Source organism: Herbaspirillum sp. GCM10030257, from assembly GCF_042666555.1.
In the GTDB taxonomy this organism is placed as follows: Bacteria; Pseudomonadota; Gammaproteobacteria; order Burkholderiales; family Burkholderiaceae_D; genus Noviherbaspirillum.
The window spans coordinates 266,736-282,026 of record NZ_JBHTDH010000005.1; the positions used below are offsets into that span (position 1 = coordinate 266,736).

Below are 15,291 nucleotides of genomic sequence, written 5' to 3' on the forward strand. Positions count from 1 at the left end.
ACTGCCATTAGAGTCACATCCTAGACCCATATCGCGCCACCACCCCGTTACCCTATGTCTGCTCGCGAACCCTGGAAAATCGTCCGCCTGCTCGCCTTCACGCAAATCGTGTCGTGGGGTTCGCTGTACTATGCGTTTGCCATCGTTGCGCTCGATATTCAGCGTGAACTTGGCTGGCGCACCGAACTGGTGTTTGGCGCTTTTTCATGGAGCTTGCTGGTGGCCGGCCTGGCCGCTACGCCGGCCGGCGTGCTGATTGACCGCATCGGCGGGCGCGTCGTGATGACGGTCGGCTCCCTGTGCGCGGGACTGGGCATGGCCGGTGTCGCCATGGCCCATTCCGCGGCACTGTATCTGGGCGCCTGGACACTCATCGGGTTAGCGATGGCGATGACCTTGTATGAAGCCGCTTTTGCCACGATCAATCGCGAATTCACCCTGGCATCGCGCAAGGGCATCTCGGTGCTCACCCTGTTCGGCGGACTCGCCAGCACTGTTTTCTGGCCGCTCACTCTCAAGCTCAACACCTCGTTTGGCTGGCGCGATACCCTGTTGATCTACAGCGCTGTGCATATCGCCCTCTGTGCGCCCATGCATGCCTTTCTCGGTGCGGCCAGTTTGCGCCAGCCAGGCGCGGCGCATACCGGGGGACATGCGGGCGGGTCGCGCAATTTCACGCTGCGGGAAGCGCTTCGTGAATCCGCGTTCTGGAAACTCGCGTTCGCCTTTTCGACCAACCTGTTTATTTTTTCTGCACTATCGGTGCACCTGATCCCGTTGTTGCAGCGCTTCGGCCACTCAGTCGCCACAGCGGTTCTGGTATCGACACTTATTGGCCCGATGCAGGTGGCGGGGCGCATCGGTGAAATGCTGTTTGCTGATCGGGTGCGGCCTCAGGCTGTCGGGATACTGACGTTTTCCATCCTTCCGACCGCGCTCGTTGCATTGTGGCTGCTGGGCGAGCACCAGGTGGCGGTTGCGGTCTTTTGTATTCTCTACGGGATGAGCAACGGCATCCTGACGATCGTGCGCGGCATCGTTCCCCAAGCCCTGTTCGGCCGCGAAAACTACGGCGCGATTTCAGGCGCTCTCGCGGGGCCTTCGCTGGTATCCAAAGCGGCCGGCCCGCTCGCCGCCGCGGCATTTGTCGAATATAACGCTTCACCATCCTGGCTGATCGGCATTCTGCTGGTCATCTCGCTGCTGTCACTGGTGTGCTTTCTTGCTGCCGTGAAATCGAAAGCGACTGCGTCAGCGATGTCAACCGTCGATTAAGGGCTCGTTTTTTACCTGACGAAACTTCACCGCCGACATGGAGTCTACGAGGCATCATGAAAGGATGCTGCCATGTCGCCTGGCTTTATTTTTGCCACCGGAATTGAAAACAGCGCGCCGACCATTCAGGGTGGCCGTATCCGCATGGATGAGATGGAAAAATGCGGGCATTACCAGCATTGGCTTACCGATTTCGATCTGGTGCAGGAACTCGGTGTCCATTTCTTGCGTTATGGTCCACCGTTGCATACCTCGCTGCTCGGACCACAACGTTATGACTGGTCGTTCGCTGACGAAACCTTTGAAGCGTTGCGCGCAAGGGATCTGATTCCCATTGTCGATCTCTGCCATTTCGGCGTGCCGGACTGGCTCGGCAATTTTCAGAATCCGGATTTTCCGCCTTTGTTCGCGTCGTACGCGCGTGCCTTCGCAGAACGTTTCCCCTGGGTGCAGTTGTACACGCCAGTCAATGAGATGTTTATCTGCGCGGTCTTTTCCGCGCTGTATGGCTGGTGGAATGAACAGACGAAGAGCGACCGCTGTTTCGTCACCGCGCTCAAGCATCTGGTCAAGGCGAATGTGCTGGCGATGCGTGCGATCCTGCAGGTGCGCCCTGATGCGCTGTTTGTCCAGAGCGAATCTTCCGAATACTTCCATGCAGAAAACCCCCGTGCGATCCGGCCTGCCGAACTGGCCAACGCACGCCGTTTTCTATCGCTCGACCTCAACTACGGTCGTCGTGTCGAATCGGAGATGTATGAATATCTGCTGGACAACGGCTTGACCCGTGACGAGTATCGCTTCTTCATGTCCAATAACCTGAAGCACCATTGCATCATGGGCAACGACTATTACATGACCAATGAACATCTGGTGCATGAAGACGGCAGAATGGAAGCCTCCGGAGAGATTTTCGGTTATTCCGTCATTACGAATCAGTACTACGATCGTTACCGGCTTCCCGTGATGCATACCGAGACCAACCTCGTGCAAGGGCCAAAAGGTGATGAAGCGGTGTTCTGGCTGCGCAAGCAGTGGGCGAATGTACTGCGGGTCCGCAACGACGGGGTTCCCATCGTCGGCTTTACCTGGTATTCGCTGACCGATCAGGTTGACTGGGACAGTGCACTGCGCGAAGACAATGGCAACATCAACGCACTGGGTCTTTACGACCTCGATCGCAATATCCGGCCGGTCGGCGTCGCGTATGCCAAGCTGATCCATGACTGGCGCCAGGTGCTGCCAACCCAAAGCGTCTGCCTGCAGGTACCGGTAGTGATGCCGAGCGAAGCAGACCAGGAATGGGCGATCCGGCAGCGGCAGCAAGCCTATCAGACACGCCACGAAACATCGGCGCCCCACAACACGGAGTAGTGCCTATAATTTCCGGTTTAACCACATCCTGGAGACCGGCATGGATCAGCAGTTCGATAATGGCTTGCAAAAGCGCAGGCAGGTAATGGGTGAAGACTTCGTCGAGAATGCTTTCGCCAATGCGGATGAATTCACCCTGCCCTTGCAGGAGTTCATCACGCGCAATGCCTGGGGAACGGTCTGGTGCCGCGATGGCCTCGACATGAAGACCCGCAGCCTGATCACGGTCTCCATGCTTACCGCGTTAGGGCGTGCGCATGAACTGAAGGGGCATCTGCGCGGTGCCCTGAACAACGGCGCGACGCCGGAGGAATTGCGGGAAGTGCTGTTGCATGCCGCAGTCTATTGCGGCGCGCCATTGGCAGTCGATGCATTCCGTACCGCGCAGGAGGTTGTCGCCGACTGGCGGGCGGCGAAAGCCACCAAACCCGAATAACGCGGCGCGGTTAATTTAGCGGGCGATCCAGCACCTTGCGCCGGGATACTTCAATCGCGGATAAATATCAGGCACGTTCCCTGCATAGCGTTATGCAACACCCATGGTGATGTATAACGAAAGTGCCTGCCTTTGCAGGGAAGGAATCCTGCTGGCGAGGCAAGGAGACCGACATGAAGACGTTCTGCCTGCGTATTTTTTACATGGTATGGACTTGCCTGCTGCTCGCTTCCTGTGGCGGCCACAATGATACGCCGCTGGCCGCATTCAATACCGTACTGACGGGCCGCGAAGTCATACCGCCGATTGCCAGCAGTGCCTTCGGCACCGGCATTGTTACTGTGAATCTTGATACCCGCATCATGATTGCCACTGTGGTTACGACCGGCATCGCGGAAACCGAAGTGCATATTCACTTAGCACCCTTCGGAGCGGTGGGCACCGCGCAGTTTGCCCTTGCACGAACGACTGGAACTACGCTGTGGACGGCAAGCGCAGTCTTGGATGACGCGCAGTGGCATGCACTACGATCCGGCAATTTCTATATGGATGTGCATAGCGCCGCTTTCCCGACTGGCGAAATCCGTGGTCAGCTGATTAACGTGTTCCCTTCGTCCGACCAGATATTCCGCGTGCAACAGGCGCGGCAGGTTTCGCCGCTGGCCCAGGAGCAGTTACAGCAATTGCGAGACATCGAGGATTCGTTTGACGGGCACTTTACGGGTGTGGGCCTGACGGTCGGCTTCTGACGGTTTCGTTACGTTTCATGATGTTTGTGGAAACACCGGCTTGTAAGGGATGCACCGCCCCGATGAGCGGGGCTGGCACGATAAGTAGCGATTTACAGAGGATAGAGCTGGTAAATTGCGTCTGCGTAGTCGTCCGAGATCAGCAGGTTACCGTTAATGTCGGGCACGACATCAACCGGTCGGCCCCAGAGAATACGCTCATCGGGATGGGTGACGAAGCCGGTGACCAGATCCATTTCGGAACCTGCATTGCCAGTCGCATCGAATGGAAAATACGATACCTTGTAGCCGGCGCGCAAACTGGTGCAATTCCAGCAGCCATGCTGCGCGACTGCCGCGCCAGAGCGATAAGCGACCGGTACGTTACTCGCCTGCAGGAAACTGAAGCCCAAAGGTGCCGAATGGGCGCGCAGGCCCTTCGCAACCCGGTCAACGCCGGAGCAATTGATGACACTGTTGTCACGATTCAGTTCATAATCCGGCATCAGGTCGAGCGTGCTCATGCTCGGGCTCGGGGTCGAATTGCAATATGGCCAGCCATAGTTGCCGCCGTCGCGCAATGACGTAAACAACTCCGGCGGATTGTCATCCACAAAAGAAGGGATAAGCTTGCCGCGGTCATTCTGGCCATCACCGTCAACGTCCGCATCGATCGGTACACGCACTTCATCGCGGTTATTCACCGTTACCCAGAGTGTTGTGGTGCCTGGGAGGAAGTCCAGGCCTTCGGCATTGCGCAGACCGCGGGCGAACAGCCGCGGATTCTTTCCATCAGCCGAATACTCATAGATTGCGCCTCGTACCGGATCGCTGTTCGTGTCCTCAACGCAGGCGTTGCAGGTCGAGGCGATCGATACGAATAACCTGTGGTCTGGCGACAGTGCAATATTTTTCAGTTCATGCCCGTAGCTGCCCCGCAGTTCTGGCGTCGAATTGTCCGGCAGGTTGTCGATGATGATTTCGCGTGCCGAGGTGGCGACATCGCCGGCGCGGTACACCGAGCGCGTAATGCGGTTCGACTCTGCGACGTATAGGTAAGTAATATCACCGATCTGATGGAACACCATGTCGTGCGGATTGCGCATGTCGCCGGCGAAGTCGAACTGTTGCGGGATATCGTTCGGACGGTTGCGCAGCAATACGATCTTGCCGGCACTTGGTACCGAAACCAGGACGTCGCCGTTCGGTGCGACAGCCATGAAACGTGCTTTCGTCACACGTGCCCATACCCGAATCCCGAAGCCGGGCGGTACCAGCAGGTTTCTTGGCTGGTCGAATGGTGGCTGCGCCAATGCTGGCGGCACCTGAAGTGCTTGAATCACGGAGGCTGTCGATGCTACGGATACAGGCGCTGCGCCAGCTTGCATGGCGGATGTTGCGCCATTATTTGCACTAATAGCGGGGCTAACGCCATCTCCACCGCCACCACCACATCCCACTAATAAAGCGCTGCACAAGATGAGAGATACTCCGTGCAGAAACTTACTGCGCGCTTTCTTATCGATCAAAACGTTCATTACTTATCAACCTGTTCGAATTGTTTCTGTTGTCACTATGGATACGAGATTGATAATTTGGTTCAACGTTGAGATTTTCTAAAGAAAAAGTGTGCAATTATTTATTTCGTTCAATGCCAGATGGAAACTACATTGCACGAATTTTATGCAAAGACCGAGATTGGGATTTCCGCTAACTCTGCTTTAGCTGGAAGTGGCAGAAGATGAGATACATACAAGGGGCACGTTCGGCGACGGTTCCGTACGCAAGCTGAAGGCATTTCATTAAAAGTGCTAAAAGCATGCGCTAAATTCTTCACATGCCGTTATCGCTGCCATGGTGGAATTAACGCTTTACAGCCAGTACTGAAAGATGCGTACCGCCCATTCACGCATGCGATCACGGAGTCCGCGCTTGCTCCATGCTTCCACCGTCACTTCTTCGGATTCTCGCAGATCACGCTGAAAGAGATTTTCCATGCGGTCGGCAAATTCGGCGCTCAGGACGACCGCATTAAGTTCGTCGTTATGCAGAAAGCTGCGGATATCGAGATTGGTGGAGCCTATGGTTGACCAGACACCGTCGATCACGGCAGTTTTTGCGTGCAGCATCGCATCCTTGCGTTCATACACCTTGATGCCCGCAGCCAGCAATTCATCGTAATAGGAGCGTCCCGCGTACAGGATCATGCCGACGTCGGTAAAGCTGGGGAAAATGATGCGTACGTCGACGCCGCGCTTCGCCGCATCGACCATCGCTTGCACTATTTGCTGGTCGGGCACGAAGTAGGCAGTGGTGATATGCGCGAATTTGTCGGCATGGGTGAGAGCCGAAATATAAGTCTTATAGACGGCAAAGTCGTCATTATCAGGGGTGCTGCCAATGGCGCGCACCAGTGAATTTCCAACCGCTTTCAACACTGGAAAATACTGGGCCTCGGGTAAGGTCTTGCCAGTCTGGCGCTGCCAGGTGCCGAGGAAGAGCTTCTGGAATTCGGCGACGACAGGGCCTTCAATTTGCATATGCGTATCACGCCATGCCGCTTCCTTGGCATTCTTCGGTTGCGGTTGGCTGCGGCGGCTCGCGAGGAAGGAGCTCTTGCCATACACCTTGCTGATGTTGACCCCGCCGGTAAAGGCGATACGCCCATCGACTACCAGCAGCTTGCGATGATCGCGCTGGTTGATATCCCAGTTACCCTTGGCGTTGAGCGGATTGACCGGATTGAATTCCAGCACGTTGATGCCGGAGTTGCGCATGCGCTCGAAAAATTCGCGCGGCGTATCCAATGCACCGACACTGTCGTAGATCAGGTTGACGCGCACGCCGGCCGCCCGCTTCGCGATCAGCAAGTCCGCCAGCTTCTGGCCAATCTCGTCGGCTTCAAAGATATAGGTTTCGAGATTGATATGGTCGCGTGCATTTTTTATCGTCGCAGTCATCGCCCGGATTGTCGCGGGTCCGTCGTCAAGCAGCGTGACCTTGTTGCCGGCGACCAGGGGCTGGCCGCTGATTGCCTGCTCGACGGCAATATGCTTGGAGAGAATATCGGTGTCGCCTGCCTTTGCGGCAATACCATCGAGCAGATTCTGTGTCTTGCCGTCTGATAGCGCACCTTTGGTGGTGACGATGATTGGATCGGATTTTTTGACAAGGTCACGGTTGCTCAGGTAGCGAACATCTGGCAAGCTCGCACAGCCGCTGGCAATGGCGAACAACAGTACGAGCCCTAACCTGGCGAGACATGCCGGCACATTCCATGACATTGCAAGTGCGCTCCGCATCCAACACTCTCTTGTTGTTATTGAATATTATTCACCGATTATTCACCGGGCGGCGTGTCGACACGCCATGAGTCGTCGATCGATGACAGCGTCAACGCAATCGACATCCGTTGTACTCACATAAACATTTCTTTCATTGGAACTCATTTTCCATCTGATAATTCCGCAATAAATCAAACAAGCTGCAGAATGGATACACTCCATGTCATGCATATCGTCGGAATTGACTTCACTTCAGCGCCACGTCGCGCAAAGCCCATCACCGTAGCCCATGGCGAAGTTGAGGGGAACGTGCTGCGGATCGACCGCATCGCACCTCATCCAGACTGGGCCTCATACGAAGCCTGGTTGGCGCAACCCGGTCCCTGGATTGGGGCTTTCGACTTTCCATTCGGTTTGTCGCGGGAGCTGGTAGAACATCTCGGCTGGCCGCTACGATGGGCTGAACTGGTGCGGCATTGCGCAACCATCGACCGTGCGGAACTGCGCGCCACCTTCAAGGCTTTCTGCGATGCGCGCCCGGTAGGCAATAAATTCGCACATCGCGTCACCGACGGGCCTGCCGGTTCAAGTCCATCAATGAAATGGGTGAATCCGCCGGTCGCCTATATGTTTCATGAAGGCACGCGCCGCCTGCTCGATGCCGGCGTGACGGTGGTCGGGCTGCATCAGGGCGATCCGCAGCGGATTGCGCTGGAAGGCTATCCGGGGCTGGTTGCGCGCCTGGTGACACGCGCTTCCTACAAGAGCGATGAACGGGCGAAGCAGACACCAGAGCGACGCGCTACGCGAGCAGCCATCCTGGAGGCCCTGGAAAAGGGCAGGCATCCGATGGGAATCACACTGCGCATCAAAAGAGCCATGCGCACGCAATTGCTGGAAGATGGGACAGCGGATTGGCTGGATGCGGTGCTGTGCGCCGTTGCGGCGGCTTGGGCGGCACAGCGACCGCATTTTGGTTTGCCGCTTCAGATCGATCCGGTCGAGGGATGGACCGCTGGCGCGGTACACGACGGTTTGCTCTGAAGGAAATTGCCAGTCGCGCAAATGGACCGGCGATAAAAATAGCAGGCAGATGGCCTGTACCAGTTCTGGCCCGTTATGGGTCGGACGGTATCAAACGTTCGGGCCAATCCTTATCTTGTTGCTGACGCTGGAAATTGCGTAGCCTTTGGCGCTGATCTGCTGAAATGCATCTTCAGCGGACATGCCATGCAGGGGTTGATTGTCATGGTCAAGGTCGACATTGTTGTCGGCAGTTTCCCAGTCAATGTTGGTGGCTTCCTCGGGAATCGGGCGACCCTCCGGGACGGCGAGATAAGAATATTTGCCTTCCGATTCAGGGCGTTTGTACACATCAACTTTCATGGTGACATCCTTATAAGAACAGGTGTCTGCTATTGACATTGGGACGCGATAAAAGGTTGCGCCCAACCAGCAAAAACACTTTGTTACATCTTCCTTTCCACACAGTATGTGTGCGTATTTCCTCGTTATCCCTCTCCGCAGTTGTTTTTTGTCTTCTTTTGCTTATCCCCTTCACAAGTTTACGCAGTGAATGCTTGCCACCCGAACAAGCATTCGTAAATAAATGTTTCAGAGTTGCATAAACGAATATTGAACACCGGAAAGCTGCTCTTTAGAATGGGCAACATTGCGTCGCGTCAAGAGAAGGCGAGGCGCAATTCGGTGGTTCGCACGACGAGCCGAGATTTTGCAGTTCGACGTGGATCGGGTATATGTCACACTTACTCTTACAGAAGCGCGACGTAAGGAAACGCAGGATATTTTCTGCCGTTTGCTCCATCGCCTTCGCGGCAGTCGCTTTCGCAAGCAGCTTCTCCTTCTCTCCGCCGGCGCGTGCAGTCACGCTCGACGCCGCGCTCAATGAACAAATCGTCATGGTGCCCGCAGGTTCCGGCGCAGGCAGCGTCGAACTCGAGACCACTGTTTTCAAGCCGTCGGGTAACGGTCCTTTTCCGCTGGTGATCATGAACCACGGCAAGGCGCTCGGCAATCCGCGTAACCAGAATCGCGATCGCTTCATCGTCATTAGCCGCGAATTCGTCAAGCGCGGTTATGCGGTGGTCATTCCGATGCGTAAAGGCTTTTCCAGGTCGACCGGTGAGTATGTCGATCCCGGCTGCAACATGACCGCGCATGGCCAGATGCAGGCTGATGACTTGCAAAGCACGCTGGAATATCTGCGCACGCAAGCCTGGGCCGACAAGGACCGCATTATTGTCGCAGGCCAATCGTATGGTGGTCTGACTGCGCTCGCTTTCGGTACTCGTGAGACAGTGGGTGTCAAAGGCCTGATCAATTTCGCGGGTGGCCTGAAGATGCACGGCGGTGATTGCCACTGGCAAGACTCGCTGGTGCAGGCGTTTGCCACTTATGGCGCCAGGACGACCTTGCCCAGTCTGTGGTTCTATGGTCAGAACGACCACCATTTCGGTCCGGACCTGGCATCGCGTATGTATCACGCCTATGTACAGGCCGGTGGCCATGCGAAACTGGTTGCCTATGGCGCGTTCAAGCGCGATGCGCATGGTATGAGCGGCAGCCGTGATGGCGTAAAGATCTGGTGGCCGGAAACCGAGAAATTCCTGAAGGAACTCGGCATGCCGACCGATCCGGTCTATGCAATCAACGATGAAATCAAGGTACCGAAGGTACAGTACGCGGAGATCGACAACATCGACGCCATTCCCTACCTGCGTGGCAATGCGCGTGAGCAGTATCGCGTCTTCCTGAGCAAGTCGACGCCACGCGCATTCGCGGTATCGCCGACGGGTGCATGGAGCTGGGCGGAAGATGGCGACGATCCGGTGCAGCAGGCAATGGACGATTGCCAGAAAAACAGTAGCGTCCCTTGCCGCCTGTATGCGGTCGACAACCAGGTGGTGTGGTCTGATGATCCGGCGATCAACTCGAATGGTACGGCCATGGCCGCGGCACCGGCCGCTGCACCAGCCGTAACGGCGCCTAACACAGCTGCATCGGTGTCATTGCCGATTGCCGAGCCTGCAGTTTCCACGGCACCAACTGCCGCAACAAGCGCTGCTGTTACAGGTCCCTGATTCACGCGTATCATGGTCGGCCTTTTTATGAAACAAAGCTGACCATGAGCAATGCCTGCGGTGTCGATTTCGGCACATCCAATTCCACCGTCGGTTTCCACCGACCTGGCCAGTCCGCGCTGCTGACACTGGAAGACAATAAACCGACGCTTCCCTCGGTAGTCTTTTTTAACGCGGATGACAATCTGGTCAGCTTCGGGCGCGCGGCGCTGACCGATTATCTTGCCGGCCATGAAGGCCGCCTCATGCGTTCCCTCAAGAGTCTGCTGGGCACCAGCCTGATCGATGGGCAGACCGAAGTGCAGGGGCGGGCCTTGTCGTTTCGCGAACTGCTTGCGCAATTCCTGCGTGAACTGAAACGGCGCGCCGAACACTCGGCTGATCGCAGCTTCAGCCAGGCGGTGTTTGGACGGCCGGTACACTTTGTCGATGATGATGCGGCCGCCGACAAGCTGGCCGAAAACACGTTGCTCGACATCGCCCGCAGCGTCGGCTTTACTGACATTGCTTTCCAGTACGAGCCGATCGCCGCAGCCTTCGATTATGAGTCCGGCATTGCGGGTGAAGAACTGGTACTGATCGTTGATATCGGCGGCGGCACTTCCGACTTTTCGCTGGTGCGTCTATCGCCGGAAAGTGCGCGAAAAACCGAGCGGCGTGATGACATTCTGGCCACGGCCGGTGTGCATGTCGGCGGCACCGACTTCGACAAATATCTCAACCTGTCCTGCGCGATGCCGCTGCTTGGACTCGGCACACGACTGCTGAACAACAATGAAGTACCGTCCAGCTATTACTTCAATCTCGCGACCTGGCACACGATCAATTTCGCCTATACGCAAAAGGTGTGGCGAGAATTGCAAGACGTCTACCGCGATGCCCGTGAACGCGACAAGCTGGGACGCCTGCTGAAACTGATCGAGCAACGCGACGGCCATTGGCTGGCATTGAAGATGGAAGAAGGAAAGATCGCCTTGTCCAGTGCCGAACGTACCGAACTGGCGCTGGACCGACTGGACGCCGCGCTGCAGTTACAGGTCGATCGCGCCAGCTTCGATCACGCTATCAGTCACTTGGTCGACAGTGTGGCCAGCACTGTCGACGGTTTGCTGCGCGATGCCGGGGTACAGGCCGACGATATCGATACGATTTTCTTCACAGGCGGATCCAGCGGCGTGCAGTTGTTGCGCCAGAAAATCTCTGCGCTTCTTCCGGCTGCGCGACGCGTCGAAGGTGACCTGTTCGGCAGCATTGGTGCAGGGCTTGCACTCGATGCAGTGAGAAAGTTCGGATAAGCGTAGTCCGTATTGTGTGCAATCTCTCTATTAGAGCGAATTTCATATTGGTGTGCGGAGAAGCGGCTCGTTTTGGCGTGCAGGGCAAGGCACGCGAAGCGCCGTGTGGCGAGCCACACAAGCGACAAGCAACGCTGCCATGCGCGTCAAGGCGGGGCGAGGCGACAGTACACTAATATGTGATCCGCTCTAAGTACCACTACGGCCACAGTTACAAAAAACGGTGCGGGAACTGAGCAATTAGCTCACCACATTTTTGGTGCTTCAACCTATCATGAAATGCTCATAGGAAATCATGACGGGGAGTATCAAATGGATGAGCAAAACAGGGAACTCGCATCGCACAGCAAAAAGTCCAATCTACTAAGTGTGTTTGCAAAGAATTATTCCGGTTCTGCCGCGGGCACGATCCTGTCGGCACTCAGTGCGTGGATGATCGTTACCGGTCTCAAGGGTCTCGTCGGTTTCGAAGTAACACAACCGGGGGCACTGGCCGATCTGGCCGGTATCGCGTTGATCATTGTCCTGGCACGCTGGATACGCATCAGATACAACGTCAAGTAAGTCTGCATTGATCAGCATTGCATCGCTTGTTGCCGGTACAGTGCAGGCAGTGGACTGGCAGGGGAAACTTCAGGTCTGCGGTGTTGTCATTCATTTCACAGAAAGGAATGCAACATGCCTGAACAAAAATGGCCGCAAACGATATGGATAGTAAGACACGGCCAGAGTGCCGGCAACGTCGCACGCGATGCAGCGGAGGAAGCCGGCCTGCCTCTGATCGACATCGCCGAACGCGATATCGATGTGCCGCTATCACAACTGGGTGAACAGCAGGCTAATGCCCTGGGGCAGTGGTTTGGGGAAATGCCGGCAGAGCAGCGGCCCAATGTCGTGTTGAGCTCGTCCTATGCGCGTGCGCGCAGTACCGCCGAGATCGCGGTACGCGCAGCGGGGATCGATCGGGATGACATTACCTTCGTTGCTGATGAACGCCTGCGCGAAAAGGAATTCGGCATCCTGGACCGGCTGACCAAGTTCGGTATCATCCAGAAATATCCCGAGCTGCATGAGCAGCGCACCCATGTCGGCAAATTCTATTTCCGTCCACCCGGTGGCGAAAGCTGGTGCGACGTCATACTGCGCCTGCGCAGCGTACTCGACATGATCTCGCGTGAATATCGCAAGGAGCGCGTGCTGATTGTCGGCCACCAGGTGATCGTCAACTGCTTTCGCTATCTGCTGGAACGCATGGACGAGCGCCAGATCCTTGAAATCGATCGGGTTGCCGATGTGCCGAACTGCTCGGTGACCTCCTATGAATTCGATCCGACGCGCGGCAAGAATGGCAAGCTGGTACCGCAATTGATCAGCTTCGTCGCCCCGCTGCGTGAAGCCGGCGCACCGATCACCAGCGAGCCGGACGTGCCCGCGGCGCCGAAGTCCTGAGGGAGCATCCATGAACGATCAGCAAAACCAGGTCGGCGACATCGTGCGCGTCGATGACGACTTTCTGCGCGGCTGGCCGCTTCCCATGCCTTCAGTGGAAGGCGACAAGGAAGAACGCGGACGGGTGCTTGTCATCGCGGGATCGCGCGAGATGCCGGGTGCGGTGATCCTGGCCGCGACTGCGGCGCTGCGTGCCGGTGCGGGAAAACTTACCATTGCAACCGGCAGCAGCATTGCGCCGCTGGTTGCGCTTGCGATTCCGGAGTCACGCGTCATTGCCTTGCCGGAAACCAGTGCGGGCGGCATCGCGGCCACAGCGGTCGAGACGCTCAATAACATTGTGCCGCGTTGCGGATCAGTACTGATCGGCCCTGGCATGCAGGACGAACCGGCGACCTGCGCCTTCATCCTTTCGCTGCTGCCACGATTGGCGGACACCCAGGTCGTGCTTGATGCTAGCGCCATGAACGTGGTGCGCCGCCAATTGCAGGCCGTCGATGCCAGTCACCATGCGCAGCAGAAATACGTGTCGAGTTTCCGTTCGCCGGTGCTGCTCACTCCGCATGCCGGTGAAATGGCGCACCTGGCGGCAGTCGACAAGCAAGCCGTTGTCGATAATCCGATTGAAATTGCGCGCCAGTCGGCACGGCGCTGGAATGCCTTTGTCGCCCTCAAGGGAGCAACGACCTTTTTAGCGGCACCCGATGGCAGGATCTGGCAGCACGACGGCGGCAACGTCGGCCTGGCGACTTCCGGCTCCGGCGATACGCTGGCAGGCATCATCGCCGGCCTTGCGGCGCGGGGAGCGCCGCTGGAACAGGCCTGCGTCTGGGGCGTCGCCTTGCATGCGCGTGCCGGCGAACGGCTTGCGCAGCGCCATGGGCCGATTGGCTACCTTGCAGGCGAGCTATCATCGGAAGTGCCGGCACTGATGCACGCCTTGCGGCCACACGGGTAAAATCGGGAGGTCTTCCATCATGACCGACTTCCGTGATCACCACTATCGCAGCCCCTGCCGACACCAAGATTACCCGCTGCTTCTGGGCCAATCCCGCCAATCCGCGCTATCTTGCCTATCATGACGACGAGTGGGGCACGCCGTGCCATGACGAATTGCGGTTGTTCGAGATGCTTAATCTCGAAGGTGCGCAAGCCGGCTTAAGCTGGGAAACGGTATTGAACAAGCGCGATAACTATCGGATCGCCTTCGATCAATGGGATCCGGAAAAGATCGCCCGCTACGACGATGCCAAGGTGGCCGAACTGCTCGCCAATCCCGGCATCATTCGCAATCGCCTGAAGGTCGCGGCGGCGATTACCAACGCGCAGGCCTATCTGCGACTACGCGACGAAGTGGGCGGCCTCGTGCCTTTCCTGTGGGCGTATGTCGATGGCAAACCGATCGTTAATCACTGGGTCGGCAAGGGCGATACGCCTGCAAAAACGTCCTTGTCCGACCGCATCTCGAAGGACTTGGCGAAGCGGGGTTTCAAATTCGTCGGTTCCACCATCATCTACGCTTACATGCAGGCGACTGGCATGGTGAACGACCATGCGCTGACCTGTTTCAGGCATCCGGACTGCAAGCCGGCCCGCAAGTAAAACCGTATTACTCAGCCTGCAGGCGTTCGCCGATGATGCTGCCTTGCCGTATCACGAAGTCTCTTAGCAGGACGGGATAATCATCTGATACGGCTTCACGCACGGAAGGCCGCGCGGCAAGTGCCTGCCGCCATGCGCGGACCTTCGGCGTTGCAGTAAAAAAGTCTATGCCACTGACGCGGTCGAAGACATCGAAATAACGAAACGCCGGACCGAATGCCGCATCCACCAGGCTGAATGCGGCACCGGCAAAATAAGGGCCGTCGTCGAGCACGTTCTCAATCTGCCTGAACCGTTCCGCCAGCGCGCTGGCGCTGCTTTGATAGGTGAGCACGTCCTTTGCCGTGTAGAAGCTCCAGATCGTGTTGAGCGTCGCCGAGGCGAACTCGATCCATGCACGGTGTTTGGCGCGCTGCAAGGCATCGGATGGATGCAACATCGGAGCCATCGTATCGTCAAGGTATTCGCAGATGACAGCGGATTCGAAGATCGCCTCGCTGCCGACGCGCAGTACCGGTGTTTTTCCCAATGGTGACAAGGCGAGAAACCATGCCGGCTTTGCCGCGAGATCGATATCAATGCGTTCATAGGGCGCCTGCTTTTCCTTTAGCGCGATCACTGCCCGCTGCACATAGGGGCAGAGCTTGTGACTGACAAGAACGGGTGTCTGAGTGTTCATGTATAGAGCCTTCTTGAAAAGAATCCGATGAGGCAGGTCGATGCCGTTGTTACGCCATACCGCACGAC

The 15,291-nt window shown here is 56.9% G+C and carries 15 protein-coding genes; 11 read left to right on the forward strand and 4 right to left on the reverse strand.

Annotation, left to right across the window (positions count from 1 at the left end; all coding sequences use genetic code 11):
• The first annotated feature begins 54 nt into the window (after positions 1-54).
• The 4 genes from ACFQUU_RS10140 (at position 55) to ACFQUU_RS10155 (ending at position 3,834) form a co-directional block, all read left to right on the forward strand.
• A complete protein-coding gene (locus tag ACFQUU_RS10140; RefSeq protein ID WP_382246397.1) occupies positions 55-1,275 on the forward strand; it encodes an MFS transporter in 1,221 nt (406 codons plus the stop codon).
• A 72-nt stretch (positions 1,276-1,347) separates the two neighbouring features.
• Positions 1,348-2,649 (forward strand): family 1 glycosylhydrolase, encoded by a 1,302-nt coding sequence (locus tag ACFQUU_RS10145; protein ID WP_382246400.1) that lies wholly within the window; start codon positions 1,348-1,350, stop codon positions 2,647-2,649.
• A 40-nt stretch (positions 2,650-2,689) separates the two neighbouring features.
• Positions 2,690-3,085, forward strand: coding sequence for a carboxymuconolactone decarboxylase family protein (locus ACFQUU_RS10150; RefSeq protein ID WP_382246403.1), 396 nt, complete (start codon positions 2,690-2,692; stop codon positions 3,083-3,085).
• 173 nt (positions 3,086-3,258) lie between these two features.
• Complete coding sequence (locus ACFQUU_RS10155) at positions 3,259-3,834, forward strand: CHRD domain-containing protein (RefSeq protein ID WP_382246406.1); 576 nt, start codon at positions 3,259-3,261, stop codon at positions 3,832-3,834.
• A gap of 92 nt (positions 3,835-3,926) precedes the next feature.
• Here ACFQUU_RS10155 and ACFQUU_RS10160 read toward each other — a convergent pair whose 3' ends face one another.
• Positions 3,927-5,156, reverse strand: coding sequence for a PQQ-dependent sugar dehydrogenase (locus tag ACFQUU_RS10160; RefSeq protein ID WP_382246410.1), 1,230 nt, complete (start codon positions 5,154-5,156; stop codon positions 3,927-3,929).
• A 528-nt stretch (positions 5,157-5,684) separates the two neighbouring features.
• On the reverse strand, positions 5,685-7,115 hold the full coding sequence (gene cls / locus ACFQUU_RS10165; RefSeq protein WP_382246413.1) for a cardiolipin synthase: 1,431 nt from the start codon (positions 7,113-7,115) through the stop codon (positions 5,685-5,687).
• 189 nt (positions 7,116-7,304) lie between these two features.
• On the opposite strand from cls, the gene ACFQUU_RS10170 reads away from it, so the two are divergent.
• Positions 7,305-8,141 (forward strand): DUF429 domain-containing protein, encoded by an 837-nt coding sequence (locus ACFQUU_RS10170; RefSeq protein WP_382246416.1) that lies wholly within the window; start codon positions 7,305-7,307, stop codon positions 8,139-8,141.
• 90 nt (positions 8,142-8,231) lie between these two features.
• Here ACFQUU_RS10170 and ACFQUU_RS10175 read toward each other — a convergent pair whose 3' ends face one another.
• The gene (locus tag ACFQUU_RS10175) at positions 8,232-8,483 is read right to left on the reverse strand and encodes a DUF6139 family protein (protein ID WP_382246419.1); all 252 of its coding nucleotides are present in this window, start codon (positions 8,481-8,483) and stop codon (positions 8,232-8,234) included.
• A 371-nt stretch (positions 8,484-8,854) separates the two neighbouring features.
• On the opposite strand from ACFQUU_RS10175, the gene ACFQUU_RS10180 reads away from it, so the two are divergent.
• From ACFQUU_RS10180 to ACFQUU_RS10205, 6 genes are all read left to right on the forward strand, one after another.
• A complete protein-coding gene (locus ACFQUU_RS10180) occupies positions 8,855-10,198 on the forward strand; it encodes a dienelactone hydrolase family protein (RefSeq protein WP_382246422.1) in 1,344 nt (447 codons plus the stop codon).
• Between the two features lie 44 nt (positions 10,199-10,242).
• A complete protein-coding gene (locus tag ACFQUU_RS10185) occupies positions 10,243-11,493 on the forward strand; it encodes an Hsp70 family protein (protein ID WP_382246425.1) in 1,251 nt (416 codons plus the stop codon).
• Between the two features lie 312 nt (positions 11,494-11,805).
• Complete coding sequence (locus ACFQUU_RS10190) at positions 11,806-12,057, forward strand: hypothetical protein (RefSeq protein ID WP_382246428.1); 252 nt, start codon at positions 11,806-11,808, stop codon at positions 12,055-12,057.
• 114 nt (positions 12,058-12,171) lie between these two features.
• The gene (locus ACFQUU_RS10195) at positions 12,172-12,942 is read left to right on the forward strand and encodes a histidine phosphatase family protein (protein ID WP_382246431.1); all 771 of its coding nucleotides are present in this window, start codon (positions 12,172-12,174) and stop codon (positions 12,940-12,942) included.
• A 10-nt stretch (positions 12,943-12,952) separates the two neighbouring features.
• The gene (locus ACFQUU_RS10200; RefSeq protein WP_382246433.1) at positions 12,953-13,900 is read left to right on the forward strand and encodes an NAD(P)H-hydrate dehydratase; all 948 of its coding nucleotides are present in this window, start codon (positions 12,953-12,955) and stop codon (positions 13,898-13,900) included.
• A gap of 32 nt (positions 13,901-13,932) precedes the next feature.
• Positions 13,933-14,544 carry a DNA-3-methyladenine glycosylase I gene (locus ACFQUU_RS10205; protein ID WP_382246436.1) on the forward strand — a complete coding sequence of 204 codons (612 nt, stop codon included), beginning with the start codon at positions 13,933-13,935 and terminating at the stop codon, positions 14,542-14,544.
• A 7-nt stretch (positions 14,545-14,551) separates the two neighbouring features.
• Here the strand turns inward: ACFQUU_RS10205 and ACFQUU_RS10210 are convergent, their stop codons facing one another.
• Positions 14,552-15,223, reverse strand: a complete 672-nt coding sequence (locus ACFQUU_RS10210) for a glutathione S-transferase family protein (protein ID WP_382246438.1) — start codon at positions 15,221-15,223, stop codon at positions 14,552-14,554.
• Positions 15,224-15,291 lie beyond the last annotated feature (68 nt).